Genomic DNA, 22273 nt, shown 5'->3' on the forward strand with positions numbered 1-22273 from the left:
CTTTTCTTTGAAAGTTGTAAGTCGTTTAAAATGAATATATTATGAAAAAAATGTGGTTGGTTGTTCTCTTAGCAGGAATGATGGAAGCAGGATACGGGCAGCGGAGTTCGCAACCCAACATTGTCTTTATTCTGGCCGATGATTTGGGTTGGAAAGATTTAAGTTGCTACGGCAATCCGTTCAACGAAACTCCCCATCTGGACAAATTAGCGCAGAACGGTGTACGTTTTACGCAGGCGTATGCAGCCTGCCCGGTTTGTTCGCCAACGCGAGCTTCTATTATGACGGGCAAATATCCCGCCCGTTTGCGGCTGACCAATTACATCGCTGGTAATCGGACAGACAAAGCTTCGCCCGTTATCCCACCGAAATGGGAGGCACAATTGGAGGCTACAGAAACGACCATAGCGGAATTGCTGAAAAACAAAGGATACGCTACGGGTATGGTGGGAAAATGGCATTTGCATTCCAAAGAAGCGGGAAAGTTGCAAACTCAGGGGCCGTGGAGTCAAGGATTCGACTACAGCCGTATGATTGGTAAAAACGGACTGGATTATTACAACTATAGCATTCTCAAAGATGCCCCTAACCAGACTGATTATGAAGATAAAGGCACAACGTACCTGACCGATAAGCTAACGGATTACGGCGTGGAGTTTATCCAACAGAATGCCCGTAAGCCGTTCTTTTTGTATTTGGCGTATTCGGCTCCGCATATTCTGATGATTCCGCGAGCTGACAAATTGGGCAAGTATATGCAAAAGCATAACCAATTTGATGGAAAGTACAACCCAAACTACGGTGCCATGTTGGAAAGTCTCGACGATGGGGTAGGGCGGATTATACAAACGCTGAAGGAGCAGGGACTTCTGGAAAATACGCTCATTGTTTTTACCTCAGACAACGGAGGATTGGGGATGAACGAACAGGGACCAACCCCGACCACCAACGAGCCGCTGCGCAAATGGAAAGGCCACATTTATGAGGGCGGAACGCGCATTCCGGCCATTGTGAGTTGGGAAGGAAAAATCCCCAAAGGCGTAACCTCCGATGTGTATTACAGCAGCATTGATTACTTACCCACCTTGTGCGATTTAACGGGAATAACCGCTCTGCCAACCGACATCGATGGGATAAGTCAGCGGTCATTGTTTTTAGATCCAGCAAAAACTTCATCGTCCGAACGGCCTATTTTTTGGCATTATCCTCATTTTTCCAACCAAATGGGTCGCCCGGCAGGAGCTGTACGAATGGGAGATTATAAATTAGTTGAATTATATGAGACCAATACCTTTGAATTGTATAACCTTCGGGATGATGTGTCGGAAGCAAAGAATTTAGCTGTCCAAATGCCCCACAAAACCCAACAAATGAAACAATTATTGGTCGGTTGGCGCAATCAACTCAACGCACAAATGCCGCTTCCAAATCCTGATTACGCACTGAAAAACGCTGAAAAAAAATAGAACATGAAACATTACTTTTTGATACTTCTATTCGCTTTCCTCGGAGGGAATGGTGTTGCTCAACAAGCTGTTGTACGCCAGCCCAACGGTACACTTACGTTGGAAAAAATTCCCAATTCCCCTCCCCGAAATATTATTTTTATCCTAACCGACGACCACCGGTATGATGCTTTGGGTTTTTTGAATACCCAAACATTTATCCAAACTCCCAATCTCGACCGACTAGCAAAAAATGGGGCGTATTTGCCTAATGCTTTTGTAACTACGGCCCTTTGTTCACCTTCGCGGGCTTCGATTTTGACGGGTTTATACGCCCACAAACACCGAGTGGTAGATAACAATAACCCCGTGTCTAAACACCTTATTTTTTATTCTCAATACCTTCAAAAATCGGGTTATCAAACAGCCATGATTGGGAAATGGCACATGGGAGGGGAGTTCGACGACCCTCAACGCGGGTTTAATTATTGGGTATCTTTCAAAGGGCAAGGGTCTTATTTGCCCGAAAAAAACGGATTCAATGTAAACGGCAGGAAGGTGCCACAAAAAGGCTATATCACCGACGAACTGACCGACTACGCTATGGATTTTCTTCAAAATCGTAAGAAGGATAAACCCTTCATGTTGTACCTTTCCCACAAAGGGGTACATGCGGATTTTATTCCTTCTGAGCGTGATAAAGGCCGTTTTAAAGACCATACCTTTAAGCCTCCTGTCAGTATGGCTGTTGACAGTCAGAAAGATGCGCCCATGTGGTTACAGAATCAGCGTAACTCGTGGCACGGTGTGGAATTTCCCTATCACAGTCAATTGGATATTGGCGAATATTACAAACGTTATTCAGAAACCCTATTGGGAGTTGATACGTCAGTGGGGCGAGTGTTAGACTACTTAGAAAAGGAAGGATTATTGGGCTCGACACTCGTGGTGTATATGGGGGATAACGGGTTTATGTTTGGCGAACATGGCCTTATCGACAAACGTACGGCTTATGAAACCTCCATGCGGGTACCAATGCTGGCGCACTGTCCCGACTTAATCAAACCCGGAACAGTAGTAAATGAAGTCGTAGCCAATATTGACGTAGCGCCTACTTTTTTGGAAGTAGCAGGTCTGAAAATGCCTAAATACATGGATGGAAAAAGCTTTTTGCCGTTTTTGCGCGGGCAAACGCAACCTTGGCGAACAGGGCTTTTGTATGAATACTATTGGGAAAGAAACTACCCGCAAACGCCCACCATGCACGCGCTGCGAACCGACCGTTATAAATATATTCACTACCACGGCATATGGGACACCGACGAACTCTATGATTTACAGGAAGATCCCAATGAAACAAACAATTTAATTCATCAGCCAGCACAGCAATCAACCGCAAAAAAATTGAACAAAGATTTATTTGACATATTGCAGCAGACCAACGGCATGTCGATTCCGTTGTATGAAGATCGCGGGCAACGGAACGACTTACGAAGTAAAAAAGGGGCAAAAGCCGCCGAATTTCCTGTCTATTTGGAACGAGAGGGCAAAAATGAAAAATAGAAGACATAAAAAATGCAGTGGCAAAGCCTCCTGTTAGCCGGTATCTTGTTTTGTTTAGGGTTAATCCAAAATCAACTCAGAAGTTTGGTTTGCTAAGTGTCAATAAATGAGTTAATTATCGCATGAGACGTTTTTCTAAACATGTTTTTTTCTGTTGGATTCTGTTTTTAAACAGTTATGCTGTTGTGATTGCTCAACAGGCCGATACCTTGCAATTGACCCAACGTGTGTTGCCAGGCGCGCAGGTTGAAATCTATAAACAGGTAGGGGAAAGTCAGCTACGTATCAGTATTTTTTTCCCGCGTGCTCACCTCAAAAAAAGTGCATACCCAGCCGCTATATTTTTTTTCGGTGGCGGTTGGCGGCGCGGGACTGTTAAACAATTTGAGGAGCAGTGCCATGATTTAGCAGCACGGGGAATCGTAACGATGGCGGTTGATTATCGCGTCAGTACCCGTCAAAAAAGTACACCCATGCAGTCGGTGCAGGATGCCAAATCAGTGATGCGATGGGTACGCAAAAATGCAGTAAGGCTACATATTCAGCCCGACAGTATTGTGGCTTTCGGCGGTTCGGCAGGGGGGCATTTGGCATTGGCCGCTGCGGTTTTAACGGGCTTCAATGAGCCAGGCGAAGATACTACCCTAAGCACGCGACCCAATGCCCTTGTTTTGTTCAATCCCGTTGTCAAAACGACCTTGGGCGGTTATGGACACGAATGGTTGGCCGAAAATGCCGAAGCACTTTCTCCCGTTGCGCATCTACAAGAGGGCGTACCACCAACCCTTATTTTTCACGGAGAAGCCGATACAACAGTTCCTATCGCTAATGTGGAAGAATTTTGTCAGCGAATGCAGGCTTTGGGGAATCCATGCGAGCTGTATCGCTTTGAAGGACAAAAGCACGGATTTTTTAATTCCCTCCCCAAAGATTCCCCTATTTACGAGGACATCAACACGCGTATAGACCAGTTTTTAACAAAATACGGTTATTTGAAACCTGGCACAAACAGAAATTAAAAATTGCCCTACTACTGTTTATTATCTTAAAGCTTTCTGAATTTCGCTTTTATACAGCATTCAGAAAGCTTCTTTTTTTAGCTTACTGCTTGGCAGAAGCAAGCTAAAAAATATATTTTAAATATATATATTTTTTATGTGGGGTATAATAATACAATTTTGTCTTGGTGTTGTTCAATAATAGCTTAAACCAGTATTATGACACAACCTTTTACTCCGAATCCAAAAGAGACAGTTCCAGAAATACGACTTTTGCCCGATGAAGATACAACTGTGATGAACCAAGAGGAGTTTCTTCGAAAGCTTTTTGAGCAGGATCCCCAAAAGGGCTGCGAGCACTTGTTTAGGCGTTATTATGCCAATTTGTGCAATCATGCTATTCGGTTTGTATATGCCAAAGACATTGCTGAAGAAATCGTTGCGGAAGTATTTGCTAATTTTTGGCAGAATCGAATTTTTGAACGCATCACGGTTTCTTATCAGGCGTACCTCTACAAAGCAGTGCGTTATCGTGCTTACAATTACCTTAAATATGAATTAAACCGATCTGCCGATTTGGAGTCGGTCATTCAATTGAGTGAACCAAGTATGCCGCCCGATGCACAATTACACTATAATGAGTTGGCTCATAAGGTAGAAAACCTGATTCAAGGATTGCCCCCGCAATCCCGTAAGGCGTTTCAATTGAATCGGATTGAGGGTAAAAAATACGCAGAAATCGCCGAAGAATTGGATATTTCGGTAAGTGCAGTCGAACGGCTTATCAGCCGAGCGCTGGCCAAGCTTCGTCAGGGACTGAAAGGGGAATGGTTAATTGTATTCTTTATTAACCTGCTTTTCTAATAAAAAGTCAATACGCTCAGGGTAAGGTACTCCCTGATTAGTTTGTCTATATGCAAAAATAATGACATGAAAATGAATACGTCTATTCCTAAAAACGTACTGTTTGACTTCTTTGAGGGGAAAGCCACTAGCCTTCAACGACGGCTGATTGAGGAGTGGTTGGCTCACCCTGAAAACGAAATACTTTATTTCCAGTGGCTTAACGAATGGGAAAGTCAGCACCCGCAATATATGCCAGAAACTGAGCTGGCATTACAACGTTTTAAAGGGCTGATGAATGATTCTGATTCACAAACACCACCGAGAATCAATGACGTATCGACAGAGCAACTCACTCCTACTATTAATCGTTTTTGGAGAAAGTGGGCGATCGCGGCATCTATCATATTTCTGGTAGGTATTTCAGCCATTTTTTTTCAGCGTACGCTACGCTATGAACGTTTCCAAACGGGCAATGCCCAAACAAAAAGTATTCTGCTTTCGGATGGTACACGGGTAACATTGAATGCCAATTCAACGCTGTATGTTCCGCGTTGGGGATTTGCCAAGACGCACCGCCAGGTCGTATTGGAAGGGGAGGCGGAATTTGTGGTTTCGCATACTGTTGACCATCAGCGGTTTGTGGTTCAGACTGACGATGATTTTAACGTAGAAGTGTTGGGGACGGAGTTTGTGCTATTTGCCCGTGAGCGCGGCAAGAAGGTGATTCTCAACAAAGGAAGTGTAAAAGTACATTATCAGGAAGGTAAACAACTGGCTCTTAAACCGGGCGACATGATTACGTTTAATACCCTCGATAACCGCCCTCAACTTCAGAAAGTAAATCCCCAACATGTACATAATGCCTGGAAAAACCACCAATTTTATTTTGATAATACACCGCTTTCAGAAGTAGGAGAGATTATTAAAGAACACTTTGGGGTTGAAGTCGTATTGGCCGATACCAGTTTAAACCAGCGCCGCTTGTCTGGCTACTTCAAAGCGGATACACCTCAGGAAATTGCTCAGATTATATCCACACTGCTTAATATTTCCATTGAACAAACTGAAAAAAGATTAGTAATTCATAACCCGTCATCTAAAAATCTATGAAAAACTTTACCCCTACTTATCAGTTGCCACTGTTATTGCTGATTTGTCAACTCGGCACGGCAGGGTGGGCACAAACGATGGCTTTTACAAAAAGTAAAGTGATACCGCAAACGGATATGTCGGTAAATGTATCAGCCCCAAAGCGACTCAAAGATATTTTGAATGAACTAAGTCGTCAACACAAAGTCAGTATTTTGTTTGAGGAATCTGTGGTGAAAGGCATTACAATAGGTTCTGAAACAGTACAGACGTCGAGCAGAAAGCTCGAAAAACAACTGGAATCTTTACTTAAACCCTATGGGCTGAACTACAAAAAGATTGGACAATCACAATACGTTGTTTTTTCAACTAAATCCGAAATGTTACCAAGTGGGCAAAATACTCCTGGGACTGTCGAGATGAAAAATCCCCTGGTATTGCACGTGGAAAGAGAAATTCAGACCCCACCTGTAACCCCATTAGTTACGATGCCTACTTCAACATTAGTGAACAAACCCATTGCTGAGATTTCGATTTCTGGGAAAGTAATCGACGAAAAAGGAGATGGTTTACCTGGGGTAAGTATCGTTGTCAAAGGAACACAGCGGGGTACTACCGCTGACGGAAACGGCAAGTATAGTCTGCAGGTTCCTGACGAAAAAACCGTATTGGTCTTTTCTTTTGTAGGGTATTTACCCAAAGAAGTAATCGTAGGAAAACAAACCCAAATCAACGTATCTCTGCAAACGGATACAAAAGCGCTGGAAGAAGTCGTCGTTGTCGGTTATGGTACGCAGAAGAAAGTAAATCTAACGGGTGCTGTTGCCACCATTGATATGGCCAAAGTGGCCGAAAGTCGCCCCATAACGTCCTTGTCTTCAAGTCTGTATGGCTTGGCTCCTGGCTTATCAGTCAACCAAGGAAATGCCCGTCCAGGGGGCGATGGTGCTAGTTTATTAATTAGAGGCTCAGGAACGCTCAATAATGCCAGTCCGCTTGTGATTGTTGACGGGGTCGAGTCAAATATGAATAACCTTAACCCGCAGGACGTCGAAACCATTTCAATTCTGAAAGATGCCGCTTCGGCGGCCATTTACGGATCGAGGGCAGCCAATGGTGTCATTCTTATTACGACCAAAAAGGGAAAAGAAGGTACCATGAAAATCAACTATAATGGTTACGTGGCTGCTCAAAAAGCTACTCGATTGGTCGAAACAGTCAGTGACTACGTTAGACATATGGAACTTTATAATGAGTCCCTTCAAAATACCACTCCCGGAGTTTCCCCAACCTTTCCGCAGTCATCCATTGATCTTTGGAAAAATGATGCTGGTCAAAATCCTCTGATGTATCCCAATACCGATTGGCGTGATTTGTTTGGACAGAACGTAATTTCGCAAAATCATAACATTTCCATGAACGGTGGCACCGAAAAAATCAAGTTTTTTAGCTCGTTTGGCTATTTGAACAATCCTGGTATTATTGAAAACACAGGTTTTCGGCGGTACTCAGGTCGGGTAAATCTGGAGGCGAAAGTAAAACCGTACTTGACGCTGGGATTATTGGCCAGCGGTACTAACTCCAGTACTGATATAGGTACTGATGCCCTTGATAACAACAGTGCCTTTCGCTGGAGTGCTTCTACTTCACCCGCCATGGTGTATCGTTCTCCCGATGGTCGTTATGGAGCGTCTAACAGCCCCGACGGCAGTGGAGTGACGAATAACGCCTTGGCTACTGTCAACTCCCGTAAAGGTGATATTAGTCAGAATCGTTTAGCTACCCGCTTTTTCGGTGTTTTCAATCCCATAAAAGGGCTAACACTGGAAGGGTCTTATAACTATGAACAAACAGGGTATTTGAAAGAACAACAACCTGTCTTTTTGGATCGCTGGAGTTTTCGGACCAACAGTGTTGTCGTAGCGGGTACAGGAAGAACATATGTCCTGAACCGGAGCGAACGAACTCTCCGTAAGTACATGGATGGACTGATTCGGTATCAGAATAACTTTACCAATGGCTTGAATATACACGCTATGGTAGGAGCCAGTCAGGAATATTATAAATCCTCTTGGTTTGAGGCGCAAAAATACGATCTTACCGACCCATCCTTACAAGTAATAAATTCGGCAACCATTGATGCTGATGCTTCGGGTACAGCCAGCGACTGGGCCATGAACTCTTACTTTGGGCGCTTAAATTTAGGGTGGAAAGATAAATACTTGTTGGAAGGAAACCTCCGTTATGATGGCTCGTCGCGGTTTAGAGCTGGCGATACGCGCTGGGGAGTTTTTCCTTCCATATCGGCGGGTTGGCGCATCACCGAAGAGAACTTCATGAAAGGAATGGGCTGGCTGGATAATCTTAAACTTAGAGCTTCCTATGGCGCTTTGGGTAACAATAGCATCGGTAACTACGACTATCAGGCTCTTTACAACTCATCTAATTATATCTTAAATGGTACGTTACAGACGGGTTTTGCCCAAACGGCCATTGCCAACGCTATTATCACTTGGGAGAGTACGTATGTGAGCAATATAGGATTGGATTTTGGAATGTTACAAAATCGTTTAAGCGGTTCATTGGAGTTATTTAATAAAGATACGCGCAATATCCTGATTGGATTACCCGCCCCAAACGTTCGCGGAACGGCCTCACTACCTCAGCAAAATGCCGCTCGGGTGCGCAACAAAGGAGTAGAGTTGAACCTCAACTGGAGCAATCGGGTGGGTGAGTTAAAATATCAAATCGGTGGAAACATGGCTTTTGTTGACAATAAAGTCACAAAGTTCAAAGGAGATGAACGTACCATTTCCAACGAAAACCTGTTGCAAGAAGGCTTGCCAGCTAATGTACTTTTTGTATTGGCTGCTGATCGAATTCTGCAAACACCTGCCGATATGGAAATAGTTCAGGCAATCATTGCCAACGCACCAGTAAATGCCGCTGGACAGAAACAAAACCCATTTGCAGCTTTTGGTACGCCCCAATTGGGCGACATTCTTTATAAAGATTTGAACGGCGACGGTATTATCAACAACGACGACAAATACGTTGTTGGCCATGGTACTTCACCTCGCCTTATTTATGGGATTAACCTTGGGTTACAATGGAAAGGATTTGATTTTGCGTGTTTACTTCAGGGAACGGGAGGGTTTAAAGATTACTGGCTCGACGATTGGCGAACACCGACTCCTGCCGCATTGTATTTAATTAATAAAGATGTGGCCGATGGGCGCTGGGTACCGGGTCGTACGGATGCTACTTATCCACGCCTTTTAACTTCAACGACTACTATCAACAGAGCTCTCAGTGATTTTTGGATCGTTGACAAATCCTACCTGCGGGTAAAAAACATTCAGTTAGGGTATAGACTTCCGAAAGCCGTGACCCAAAGAATGTCCATTGAAGGGATTCGGGTATATTGTAGTTTAGAAAACTTCTTAACCTTTACGAACTACAGAGGTTTTGATCCTGAAATTCGAGGCGGAAATTCGGGTATTGACAGTTTCAATTATCCTACAATGAAGCAATCAACCATTGGACTAAGCATTGATTTTTAAGCATTTACTGATATGAAAAGATATTCCAAATTCTTATTGTTGACTTTAGTGTTGGGAAGCCTTAATGGCTGCATTAAATTAGACACTGTCCCCTACGACCGCATCAGTTCCGAAACCTTTTGGCAAACCCCCGAACACGCCAAGCAAGCCATTATGGGGGTCTATGGCGGATTACGGCGCGACGAAGCCTTTGGCAAGAAATACATGCACGATAACATGGGAGGGTTAGCTTTCGGCTGGCAGGAAAACGGTTATTTAAGTTTTATGCTGGGTACTGCTACCGAACAAACGACCTACATCAGTAATTATTGGCGACACATGTACGACGAAATTCAACGGGCAAATCAGGTGATTCGCCGAGTGCCGAAAATGGAAATTGCTGATAATATCAAAAATCCAATTGTGGCCGAAGCTAAATTTTTACGGGCGTTTCACTATGCTGAATTGTTTAGTTATTTTGGGGGAGTTCCTTTATACGATGAATCCGTAGATTTGAATGCCGATTTTAATAATTTAAAGAACCCACGCAGTACTCCTGAAGAAGTACGAACATTTATCTTGAAAGATTTGGAGGCTGCTATTAAAGATTTACCTGTGGCGTGGCCTCAGGCTGATTATGGACGAGTCACCAAAGGTGCTGCTTATTCATTACGTGGGAAAGTGCACCTGTACGCAAAAGATTGGAAAAAAGCGATTACTGATTTTGAAGAGGTTGTTTATAACAAATCAAACAACTATGGCTACGCACTTTATCCCAAATACGCTGATATTTTCAAACTGGCCGGTCATAAAAGCAATGAAATGATTTTCGCCATTCAAACGCTTGCCGGTGTGGGTTTGGAATATGGCCTACCCTTTGCCTATAATATCGGTTTCAGAGGGTCTTTTGGAGGGGGGAATTTCGGAATTCCTACCACCGAACTGGCTGATAGTTACGAAAACAAAGACGGTTCAAAATTCAATTGGAATGACTATATTCCCAGATTCAACGAAGATATTGCCGTCAAACGCAAAGCCTTCATGGCGACCCATACCAATGGAAAACTTAACTCTATCCCGGACACAGCTTTGCTGGGGAAAATTTATCGCGGTCGAGACCCCCGCATGAACGCATCTCTGATTGTACCTTATTCCTATCATATTGGATTTGTGGCTAATCAGGTACGGACATTACAGTTTGTGGTGGCTACTGGGGTAAGCGAAAACTTCGGACAAACGCGTAACAATTCGGGCTGGTACACCTACCTGTGGCGTAAATTTGTGCCTGAAGGCAATGAAAACGGAGCCATGAGTGTTCGCGAACATACGCCTTTCAACTTTCCTTTAATTCGTTTTGGGGATGTTTTGTTGATGCTTTCGGAAGCGTATAATGAGGATGGTCAGCTGGCCAAGGCTGTAACCGAACTCAATAAAGTACGCGCTCGCGTCGGAATGCCGGGTCTGAATAGTGGAGCGGCGTGGTTGCAGGTGACGACCAAAGCCCAGATGTTTGACCGAATTGTACACGAACGAAAAGTCGAATTAGCGGGTGAAGGGCATCAATTCAGTGATGTCAGACGTTGGGGCATTGCCAAAGCACAACTCGATGGAACAGTAGTTCGCAATTTGTTTGGCGAAACCCATTTTATTCGCAAGTTTACCGAGCGTGACTATTTATGGCCAATTCCTCGTACCGAAATAGAAATGAATGCTGCACTTACACAAAATCCAGGTTGGTGATAGTAGTTCTAATCCTGAAAACTGATAGGTGAATTAAGTGAGTGAATTAGGAAAGCCGGAAATCTTTTCCGGCTTTCCCTTAAAATAGCACTGCCAGTTTTTTATTACCCTACTTTATATTATTGGATTTACATCAAACAGATAAATCAAGCTCGATGAAATCTATAAATCGTCCTGTTGTTTTATGCCAACTCTTATTATGGGGGTGTATTTTTTTCTTTATGTCAACAGAAAAGGCAGAGGCTCAAAAAGAATACAATGTTTTGCAAAATTGGTTTTTGTTGCGCTCAGATGATAATGGGCTTTTTCGACATCTGCTCCAACAATCTACGAATCATCTTGAAAAACGCACCAAGACCATCGCCCAAATCAATACCCTCAACGACTGGAAAAAAAGACAGCAATGGGCGAAAAAAACACTCCTTGAGGCCATCGGCCCATTCCCCGAGCGAACCCCTTTAAATGCCAAAACGCTTCGGGTAATTCATAAAAAGGGATACCAAGTGGAACACATTTTGTTTGAATCTCAGCCCGGATTTTATGTTACTTCTACACTTTTTATCCCAGAACCCCTGACAGGTAAAGCACCAGGCATTGTGTATTGCAGTGGCCATTCACCTACGGGCTATAAAGCTGCCCCTTACCAACAGGTATTGTTAAATCTGGTTCAAAAAGGTTTTATCGTCCTAGCATTCGACCCTATTGGACAGGGAGAGCGTTTAGAGTATTTGGATGAACAAACGGGAAAGTCAAAGGTAGGTAGTCCTACACGTGAACACGATATGCCAGGCCCACAAACGTTTATAACGGGCAGCAGTCAGGCTCGCTACATGATGTGGGATGGAATCAGGGCGGTGGATTACCTTCTGAGTCGTCCCGAAGTTGACCCTGCTCGCATCGGCATGACGGGGCGGTCGGGGGGAGGTACGCAAACAGCTTTCATCGGAGCACTGGACGATCGAATATTGGCTACTGCTCCTGAATGTTACATCACTAATTTTACCCGATTGCTACAGGCACTTGGCCCGCCCGATGCCGAACAGAATTTGCCGAATATCATAGGAAAAGAGTTTGACGAGCCTGACTTTCTCATTGCCCGTGCGCCCAAACCTACGTTAATGATTACCACGTTGAATGATTATTTCAATCATCAGGGTTCTCGCGATACCTATAAGGAAGTGTCGCGCATCTATAAATCGTACGGCAAATCGGAGAATTTTGGCATGGTTGAAGACATCGCTTCGCACGCATCGACCCGTAAAAACCGTGAAGCGATGTACGCTTTTTTTCAGAAAATGCTCAGTAACCCGGGCAATTCCAAAGAAGATTCCGTTGAATACCTAACAGCAGACGAAATACGTGTAACGACCACCGGGCAACTGTCAACTTCCCAAAAAACAGAAACGATTTTTAGTCTCAATGCCCGCCACGCTGATAAACTCGTAGCCGATTTAGAGATTGCTCGAAAAAATCCAAGCGTTCATTTGCCTATTGTGGTTCGACAAGCTAAGAAACTATCGGGTTATCTTCTGCCAAATCTCACTGATAAGCCTGTTTTTGTGGGTATTATTCCTAAAAAAGGGTTTCAGATTGAAAAGTATTATATCAAGGGAGAAGGCGATTATGTCATTCCGTATTTGCTTTTTATTCCATCAAAAGCAAACGGTAAAGCTGTTTTATATTTCTCACCAAAAGGGAAAACCAAACTTGCCGAAAGTGAAGAGGTATTAGCTTTGGTCAATGGCGGATGCCATGTACTCATTCCCGACCTGATTGGAACGGGCGAAACCGGACCAGGGCAATGGGCTGGAAGTAATTATTTTCAGCACTTCAAAATGGAAGGGTTAGGCTATGATTTGTGGTATGGATCGGTATTAATAGGCAGAAGTTTGGTTGGACTAAGAGCGGGAGATGTGGTCAAATTAGTGCATCTATTAAGAACGAACGGTATGTCAGAAGTGGGGGGAGTTGCAGTCAGAGAACTTTCACCAGTGTTGTTGCATGCCGCTGCTTTTGATCTATTTATCTCGCGGGTAGCACTCATCAATCCATACGTTTCCTATCATTCCTTAACAAGGCATCAGTATTACACCCTTGATTTTATAGAGGGGGCAGTCCCTTCTTCACTTACGGCCTATGATCTCCCCGATTTGGCGGCAAGTTTGGCACCCCGTAAGTTGTTGATGACATATGTAACTGATGCAATGGGTAATGTGGATACAGGTCAGACGATAGTCAGACCCAAAGACAGCAAAAGGTCAACTGAGCCTCAGAATGTAATTCAAAAGGAGTTGTACTTTGTAGAGTCCATTTATCAACAAGTAGGCAAGAAAGAGAATTTAACTTTAGATAGGAATAACAGTAAAGAGAAGCCCCTAATTGATTTTTTTTCGGATTGGATAAAATAACAACCGGTGAATAAATAAAGATGAAATATACGATTGCTTTTTTGTTGTTACTTTTTTGGAAAATATCCGTAGGTCAGGAAAAACGAAACCTGCTTTTGGATAACTTTTCCCGAAAACTGGTCAGTTCTGTTGTTGTGAAAGGCCAAGAATGGGTCACCTATCCTTCCTATTCTGACCGAGAGGCATGGGCCAAACTCCCCGAATCAGTAAAAACAAATGCAATCAAAGAAGGCGAAAAATACCTTGGATATGGTTGGCCACTTACCACCGCTACCTTATACCTGACCTACAGCCGAACTGGCAATAGGGAGGCAGCCGATAATAGTAATCGGGAAAAACTGAATGCGTTACGTGCCTTGGCATTGGCAGAATTAATAGAAGGGAAAGGGCGATTTTTGGATGATTTGATTAATGGGGTATTTGCCTATTGCGAACAAACAGTATGGAGTTCTCCTGCCCATTTTTACATGTACGGCTACGAAGGCTCCCTTGGTAACATTACGACTTTATTGCCCGATAAAAATAACCCAATCATTGATTTAGTAACGGGTGATACTGCCGCTGATTTGGCTTGGATTTGGTATTTCTTTCATACTGAATTTGATAAAGTCAGCCCCGTCATTTCGCAGCGGTTGCAACAAGAACTATACGCCAAAGTACTCGACCCGTTTTACCAAAGAAACGATTATTGGTGGATTACGGGTTGGGGAGAAGGTCGGGTCAACAACTGGACGCCTTGGTGCAGTTATAATGTGTTGACTTGTGTTTTATTATTGGAAACTGACCCCCAAAAACGAGAAGATGGCATCTACAAAACAATGGGTGCCATTGACCATTTTATCAATTCTTATCCCGAAGACGGCGGCTGTAGCGAAGGCCCGGGCTACTGGGGTGCTGCCAGCGGTCGGTTGTTTAGTTACCTTACCTTATTGCAAAAAGCCAGCCAAGGGAAAATTGACATTTTTAGTAACGAGCTCATCCGAAACATGGGTCGATACATTTATCGCGTCTATGTCAGTAAGGGAGAGTATTACGTCAATTTTGCCGATGCGCTGGCAAAACTTCATCACAATGGCGGGCTGATTTATCGCTTTGGGAAAGCAATTCAAGAACCTGTCATGCAGCAATTTGGCGCGTATCTGTCAGGCAAATCCAATGGAACCGAAAGGATGACCGGCGGACGATTGGGAAGTAATCTGGAAATGTTGTTCAGTCATGAAGACTGGCAGAACGTTCCGAAAACAGAGCCACTTTTAAAACAATATTATTTGCCCAATCTGGATGTGGCAGTAGCCCGTGACAAGGAAGGCACTGACCAAGGATTTTATTTTGCGGCCAAGGGCGGTCATAACAACGAACAGCACAACCACAACGATGTAGGGTCGTTCATTTTGTTTTACAATGGGATACCAGTGCTGCTAGATGTGGGCGTAGGAACTTACACGCGTGAAACCTTCAGTAAAGAACGATATACTATTTGGACGATGCAGTCCAACTACCACAATGTACCACTCATCAACGGCGTTGCGCAGCGTCAGGGGCGTAATTTTGCTGCCCAAAAATCCACCTTTACCGATACTAAAAACGGCGTTCGTTTTTCGACCGACATCAGCGGGGCCTACCCAAAAGAAGCACAGGTAAAAAGTTGGGAGCGAGCCTATCAGTTGGAACGTGGAAAGCGATTTCTCATACAGGATACGTATCAGTTAGCAGCAAAAACGGGCGAAAATCGCCTGCACTTCATGACAACCTTGCCCAGTCAACAACCCAAGGAGGGAGAATTACTCCTCAACGGTGATAACTTCGACCTCCTGATGCGGTATGACCCCAAAATAATGATGATTACTGTGGAGAAGAAAGCGACAGACGACCCGAAACTGGAAAAAGCAATTGGGAAAGTTGTATATCGCATCGTTTTGGAACTGAAATCAACCGCCCTGAACGGAATTAACTCCATTGAAATTACGGAGGTTAAAAAATAAGTTTGCCTTTATGATGCTAAAAAACTGTCTGAAAACGAGAGACTTAATTCGTACAATGTGTACTTTTAATCTGTAAAGCTAAATGGGAATAAAGGTGTTGTACGAGTGGCCAATGCACTTAAAGAATTGCCGCTTTTGCCGTTTAGAACCGATAGGTGGCCAATCAAAAAAGTAGAATAAGAATTTGATTATAAACGAATTATGAAGTATGAAATTGAAGTCTTTTACTATTCTAACGGGTATTCTTCTGTTCCTGACAACGGTATCTCAAGCCCAAGATGAATTGGCCGTACTCCCTTATTGGAAGTACTATGGTGCTCAACCGATGGCGTTGTACCATCATTTGTGTGACCAAGCTTTTGCGCAGTTGAATCAACGAAAAAAGGCCGTGCAAGCACTAAAAACCCTGCAGGATTGGCAAAAAAGACAGGCTTTTGTTCGTCAGAAATTACAGGAAGCGGTGGGGGCGTTCCCTGAAAAAACACCCTTAAACCCAGTCATTACGGGAAAAATAGAACGAAACGGCGTCACGGTTGAAAAACTCTACTTTGAGTCTATGCCCAATTATTTTGTAACTGCGGCTTTGTTTTTACCCGCTCGTGAACGCAAAAATTTACCCGTAATCATTTTTTGCAGTGGCCATGGTGCCCCAGCTTTTCGAAGTGGCGTTTATCAGCAAATGGTACTGAATTATGTGCAAAAAGGCTTTGCGGTGCTGGCCTTTGATCCTATTGGACAAGGAGAACGCACTCAGTACGTCAAATCGAATGAACTCAAACGTTTCGGAAATCTCAAGCCCACACTGGAACATTCGTACCCCGGTGCGCAGTCATTTGTAGCGGGCGTATCTCCTGCGATGTATTTCATCTGGGACGGCATTCGGGCGGTAGATTACCTGCTGACGCGTCCCGAAATTGATGCCAAACGCATTGGAATTACGGGACGCTCGGGAGGAGGAACGCAAAGTGCGTATATCGCCGCAATGGATTCGCGCATTGCAGCGGCAGCACCCGAATGCTATTTAACTACGTATGATAAACTGCTCAAATCCAACGGCCCGCAGGATGCCGAACAAATACTGTCGGGGATGTTGGCCAAGGGCCTGGATTTGGGAGATTTGGTAGAAGTCCGCGCTCCCCGCCCAACCTTAATGGTGACAACTACGCGCGATATGTTCAGCATTGACGGGGCAAGAGAATTGTTTGACGAAGCAAAAAAAGCCTACAAAGCCCTTGGAAGTGAAGCAAATCTGGAAAAAACAGAAGACGATGCAGGCCATGCTTCTACCCAAAAAAATCGCGAAGCAACCTATGCTTTTTTTCAAAAACACCTTCACAACCCCGGTTCAAACGCCGATGAAAAGATTGTGCCATTTACTGAAGATGAACTAAAAGTAACACCTACTGGCAACGTTTATACTTCCCTGAAAGGAGAATCGCTGTTTTCCCTGACGCAAAAAAGGGCGAGTAAAAGTAAGCCCAAAAGCAATCCGCAAAATTTAAACAAACAAATCATTTCCCTAACGGGCTATACACCCCCTGTGTTAGAGGAGGTTGTTTTTTCAGGGAAATTTCCGAAAGAAGGTTACGACCTTGAAAAGTACCTCGTGAAAGGTCCTGGAGCTTACTATTTGCCAGTTCTATGGCTTCGCCCCCACACCCAATCAAATAAAACGGTGTTGTATATTTCTTCAAAAGGCAAAGCAGACATTGCGAAAAAGGAGGGTGTAGGTGAACAACTTGCCAAAGCGGGTTATCACGTAGTAGTACCCGATTTGAGCGGAGCAGGTGAACTGGCCAATGCCTATTTGCCGGGGGGAGATTCTTTCATCGACAGCACATCGCTGAATGTGTGGTTTGCAGGCATTTTGACCCAAAAAAGCCTTGTGGCTATTCGTATGGAAGAGATTCAACTGATAACTGAGTTTATCAAGACAAAAGCACCCAATACCACAGTAACCGCCGTCGGAGTTGGGACATTTGTACCTGATTTACTTCATGCTGCAGTGGTAACTCCTTCATGGAGTCGAGTTGCATTAATAGATGGATTGGGGGCCTATCGCTCCCTGACTGAGCATGAGCAATATTTGCCCCGATACATTCCTTCTGTAGTTTCGGGTGCCATTTTGGCCTACGATTTACCTGATTTAGTAGCTGCTCTTTCGCCTCGTCGGGTAGGGGTTTCGGGGATGCTGAATGGGGCGGGACAAGCACTTTTATTGGAAGAATTGAAGAAATTATATCCAACCAATGCCACACCCCTGCGTTTATCTACTTCTGCCGAAGCTAAGAATGAAGGTGTTGCGCTGCTTGAGTGGATAGAGAACGACAAATAAACTCAACACTTACACAAAGACTTGGTTTATGAATGCCTTGAAGAAATTTTATTGGACAATTTTTCTGTTACTTAGTTGGAATATATGGGCAAAATCCTCAGACCGCCCTAATATTGTACTAATCGTAGGCGATGACCACGATTTGAGCGCAGTGGGCTGTTATGGAAATCCTCAAATTAAAACTCCTAATCTGGACTATTTAGCAAAGGAAGGCGTACGGTTTACCCGCGCTTATGCCACCACGTCGAGTTGCAGCCCGAGTCGCTCGGTTTTGCTTTCAGGACGGCATAATCACAACAACGGACAGTATGGACTTCAGCAGGCTACGCATCATTTTCATTCGTTTGAGGGTATGAAAACCCTGACCCATTTTTTAAGTCAGGGAGGATATAAGACGGCACGCATTGGCAAATTTCATTTGGAACCTACTGGTACGTATCCTTTTGATGTAAGGCTGGAAGACAACGGAAATAATCCCGTCAAAATGGCTGAAAAATGTGCCGATTTTCTGGGAACTGCCAAAAATCAACCCTTTTTTCTTTACTTCTGCCCCACCGACCCGCACCGCACCAATCCTCGTCGTGACTTGCCCTTGCAGCCTAATGGGCACGGTAATCGCCCCAATGGACAAGAAGGAGTCAATGAGACATTATACGGAGCTGATTCGTTACGAGTGCCGTATTTTATTCCCAATTCTCCCGAAAGCAGGGCTGAATTGGCGCAGTATTACCAATCGGTTTCTCGGTTGGATCAAGGTATCGGGAAACTCATTGACCAACTGAAACAGAAGGGTTTGTGGGAAAAAACCATTTTTATCTATGTCTCTGACAACGGTATGCCTGTACCTGGAGCGAAAACTACGCACTACGAACCCGGGGTTCGGTTGCCGCTGATTGTGAGAAATCCGTTTTCTACCCAAAAAAACAAAACGTGTGAGGAGTTGGTCTCTTGGGTCGATATTGCTCCTACTTTGCTTGATTTTGCGGGTGTACAGACTCCTCCTGCTACTCAAACAGAGGAACGGGGAGGCCCTACCTCCTACATGCACGGCAAATCTTGGAAGTCAGTATTTGATGGTACAAATACATTTCGCTCGGACACGCTGTTTCTTTCGCATTCTTTTCATGGCTTGACGCAATACTACCCTATGCGAACGATTGTAACACGCCAATACAAACTCATCTGGAACATCGCACATGCCCTTGAGTTTCCTTATGCCTCGGATTTGTGGGACTCGGCCACGTGGCAAGCCTTTCTAAAGTCGGGGCAAAAACAATATGGGGTAAGAAATATAGAAGCTTATAAAAATCGACCCGCTTTTGAATTATACGACCTAAGCAAAGACCCGCAAGAGTTAGTCAACCGTGCCAACGACCCTGCCTACAAAGCTGTTTTTGATAAATTATTGGCATCCATTAAAATACAGCAGCGAAAAACGGGTGACCCGTGGTTGGGTAAATGGGTGCATGAATAAAAAACTTTAAATTTATTCTATTTTGAAAATTTTCTTAAATCACTTACTGTTAAGTGCTTTTTTATCAACATCTTGCTTTGGTCAAAAAGCGCAATCAACTGATTTGTTTAATCAGCAGGTTGAAGCTGTATTGGTCAGAATAAAGCTGCCTGCGTTTCCTAAAAAGGAATTTATGGTAAAAATCAAGCAGGGCCAAAATTTTCAAAAGGCAGTTAATGAAACCATTAAAATTTGTCACAAAGCGGGTGGGGGAAAAGTGGTTATTCCCAAAGGTGAATACCTCTGCAACGGCCCCATCAAAATGCTTTCAAACGTCAATTTGCACCTTTCCGAAGGAGCAATTATTCGTTTTGGGACAAACCCTACGGATTATCTTCCCGTCGTGAAAGTGCGTTGGGAAGGCACCGTTTGTTATAACTATTCGCCCCTGATTTATGCCAATGGGCAAACCAATTTGGCTATTACAGGAAAAGGTACATTCGATGGGCAAGCGGATAAATTCTGGTTTTCGTGGAAAAAACAACCTAACGGTGATGACCAGGAAAAGGCCAAAACCATTTTGCGAAAAATGGGCGAAACGGGTGTTCCAGAATCACAACGTGTATTTGGGGAAGGGTACAAATTACGGCCTACGTTGCTGGAGTTTTACGATTGTGAAGGAATTTTGTTGGAAGGCTTTACGGTACAACAGAGCCCCTTTTGGACAATTCACCCCGTTTTCTCCAAAAATATAACGATTCGTAACCTCAACATTCATCATGGTACCACCAATGACGACGGTATCGACCCCGATTCCTGCGAAGATGTTTTGATTGAAAATTGCGATATAGATACCGACGACGACCCTATTTCTATCAAAGCAGGACGTGACCAAGATGCTTGGAATCGAAAGGGAGCACGCAATATAGTAGTGCGTAAATGTATCCTTCGGTCGCGCATTGCCAATGGCTTTTGCATTGGCTCTGAAATGTCGGGAGGAGTAGAAAATGTGTGGGTCAATGACTGCATCATTCCAAATACCAACTTAGGAGTTACCCTCAAAGCCAATCTTGATAGAGGAGGTTTTGTTCGCCATCTATGGGTACGCAACGTCACGATTGATAGTTGTCGGCAGGCGGCAATTCGGATGCAAATGGATTATCACAGTTATCGGGGCGGTAACTTTCCACCTGATTTTGACCAACTTACATTTGAGAATATTCACGTTCGTTCAGCGCGTGATTATGGCTGGTGGTTAGTCGGCATCCCTGCCAAATCCATTGGCTTGGTAACCCTTCGCAATATTAAAGTTAGCCAGGTAGGTAAGGGAAACAAGGCTGAATTTGTCAATCTAAAAATGAACGAATAAACGTCTTGAGTTATGCAAAGAAGAGATTTTTTATCAGCAACATTAGCGGGGGCTGCTTCGGCCTCACTTCCTTTGACGGCATTGGGTCAGGAAAACGAACCGAAAGTACTCGTTGGCAGTAGTTTGAACGAGCCTGCCCGTGATATTCCTGTGGTAGATAATTACGATGTCATTGTGTGTGGAGCTGGTCCAGCTGGGGTGGCTGCGGCTATCGAAGCAGGTCGTACTGGAGCTAAAACATTGCTGTTAGAAGTTCACGGCTGTTTGGGGGGCGTTTGGACCTCAGGGTGCTTGACTTGGATTATTGATAATAAAAATAAAGGGGGGCTGGTCGCTGAAATCAAGGAAAAGCTTCGGGAGCGAAAAGGCAATGCCACCATACCGACTGGTAATTCCTTTTCTTTTGATGCAGAACAAATGAAAATCTTACTCGAAGAACTTTGCATACAGGCTGGAGTTACTATACGTCTATTTACTCGATTGGTATCTACGGCACAGACAAATGGACGACTTACTCACGTTATCACTGAGTCGAAGTCAGGACGGGAAGCGTGGGCAGGAAAAATCTTCATCGATTGTACGGGCGATGGAGACTTAGCCGCCCGTTCGGGTTGCAATTTTGACTACGGTGACAGTGCTGGACAGGGCCAACCTATGAGTATGCTTTGCCTGGTTACGGGTGTTCATTATGCTGAGATAAAAGAATTTATTCGTGATGAAGAAGACAGCAAGATAGGTTCAAGATCAAAGAAGCGATTGGAGGAGGCAATTATTAAAGGTGGTCATAAGCCATCTTATACACGTCCGAGTCTCTTCCCAATTTATGAAGATTTACACATGCTTATGGCCAATCATGAATATGGGTATTTGGGAACCGATGCTCGTCAGGTAACTGAGGCCACATTGAAAGGACGAGCCGAAGTCCACAAGATTATTCATAGTTTACAGTCTTTGGGAGGTTCATGGAGTAATCTAAAAATAGTTGCTACAGGAGAGCAGATTGGTATTCGAGAAAGTCGCCGAATTCATGGCCTTTATACGGTTTCGCGTTTAGACTTGATGAAAGGAGCTCGTTTTGAGGATGCGGTTTGTCGAGTTACGTTTGGGGTGGATGTTCACTCGGTTAAAAAAGAGGATGAAGTAACAACCCAATACAACAGGGGCACCAACAGCAAGCCTTACGACATACCGATTCGTGCGTTAATTGCCAAAGACGTTCAAGGGCTGATGATGGCAGGCCGCTGCATCAGTGGCGACTTTGTTGCCCATTCCAGCTACCGGGTCACGGGCAATGCCGCAGCGATGGGTCAGGGAGCAGGGAGGGTAGCGGCTTTGGCTGCACAAAAAAATATTCTACCACAGGATGTCAAATGGTCAGAGGTGAAATGGTCGGTTGAGTAATGTTTTTGGTGATTGCTAAGATAATATTGGAGTACATTCTCTATTCCTCCTTGAGCCCAATTTTTTCGATTTTAACTTGTGTCTAGTGTGTTATCGGGCTGG

At 44.2% G+C, this 22273-nt stretch carries 13 protein-coding genes; all 13 read left to right on the forward strand.

Annotation, left to right across the window (positions count from 1 at the left end; translation table 11 throughout):
• Positions 1–41: 41 nt before the first annotated feature.
• The 13 genes from FHS57_RS29345 (at position 42) to FHS57_RS29405 (ending at position 22171) form a co-directional block, all read left to right on the forward strand.
• Positions 42–1466 (forward strand): sulfatase, encoded by a 1425-nt coding sequence (locus FHS57_RS29345; RefSeq protein WP_183979992.1) that lies wholly within the window; start codon positions 42–44, stop codon positions 1464–1466.
• A 3-nt stretch (positions 1467–1469) separates the two neighbouring features.
• The gene (locus tag FHS57_RS29350) at positions 1470–3008 is read left to right on the forward strand and encodes a sulfatase family protein (RefSeq protein ID WP_183979994.1); all 1539 of its coding nucleotides are present in this window, start codon (positions 1470–1472) and stop codon (positions 3006–3008) included.
• 185 nt (positions 3009–3193) lie between these two features.
• Positions 3194–4027 carry an alpha/beta hydrolase gene (locus FHS57_RS29355; protein ID WP_310587025.1) on the forward strand — a complete coding sequence of 278 codons (834 nt, stop codon included), beginning with the start codon at positions 3194–3196 and terminating at the stop codon, positions 4025–4027.
• A 198-nt stretch (positions 4028–4225) separates the two neighbouring features.
• Positions 4226–4870, forward strand: a complete 645-nt coding sequence (locus FHS57_RS29360) for an RNA polymerase sigma-70 factor (RefSeq protein ID WP_183979998.1) — start codon at positions 4226–4228, stop codon at positions 4868–4870.
• A gap of 72 nt (positions 4871–4942) precedes the next feature.
• On the forward strand, positions 4943–5962 hold the full coding sequence (locus FHS57_RS29365) for a FecR family protein (protein WP_183980000.1): 1020 nt from the start codon (positions 4943–4945) through the stop codon (positions 5960–5962).
• Entirely contained in the window at positions 5959–9504 is a 3546-nt protein-coding gene (locus FHS57_RS29370; RefSeq protein WP_183980002.1) for a SusC/RagA family TonB-linked outer membrane protein, read from the forward strand. The genes FHS57_RS29365 and FHS57_RS29370 overlap by 4 nt, the downstream gene beginning before the upstream one ends.
• A 12-nt stretch (positions 9505–9516) precedes the next feature.
• On the forward strand, positions 9517–11223 hold the full coding sequence (locus FHS57_RS29375; protein WP_183980004.1) for a RagB/SusD family nutrient uptake outer membrane protein: 1707 nt from the start codon (positions 9517–9519) through the stop codon (positions 11221–11223).
• Positions 11224–11444: 221 nt separating this feature from the next.
• Positions 11445–13631, forward strand: a complete 2187-nt coding sequence (locus FHS57_RS29380) for an alpha/beta hydrolase family protein (protein WP_183980006.1) — start codon at positions 11445–11447, stop codon at positions 13629–13631.
• Between the two features lie 20 nt (positions 13632–13651).
• Positions 13652–15613 (forward strand): heparinase II/III domain-containing protein, encoded by a 1962-nt coding sequence (locus tag FHS57_RS29385; RefSeq protein ID WP_183980008.1) that lies wholly within the window; start codon positions 13652–13654, stop codon positions 15611–15613.
• Between the two features lie 208 nt (positions 15614–15821).
• A complete protein-coding gene (locus FHS57_RS29390) occupies positions 15822–17948 on the forward strand; it encodes an alpha/beta hydrolase family protein (RefSeq protein WP_183980010.1) in 2127 nt (708 codons plus the stop codon).
• 28 nt (positions 17949–17976) lie between these two features.
• Positions 17977–19422 carry a sulfatase family protein gene (locus tag FHS57_RS29395; protein ID WP_183980012.1) on the forward strand — a complete coding sequence of 482 codons (1446 nt, stop codon included), beginning with the start codon at positions 17977–17979 and terminating at the stop codon, positions 19420–19422.
• A 22-nt stretch (positions 19423–19444) separates the two neighbouring features.
• Entirely contained in the window at positions 19445–20770 is a 1326-nt protein-coding gene (locus tag FHS57_RS29400) for a glycoside hydrolase family 28 protein (RefSeq protein ID WP_183980014.1), read from the forward strand.
• A gap of 12 nt (positions 20771–20782) precedes the next feature.
• Positions 20783–22171, forward strand: coding sequence for an FAD-dependent oxidoreductase (locus FHS57_RS29405; RefSeq protein ID WP_183980016.1), 1389 nt, complete (start codon positions 20783–20785; stop codon positions 22169–22171).
• Positions 22172–22273 lie beyond the last annotated feature (102 nt).

This window comes from Runella defluvii (genome assembly GCF_014195535.1).
GTDB lineage: Bacteria > Bacteroidota > Bacteroidia > Cytophagales > Spirosomataceae > Runella > Runella defluvii.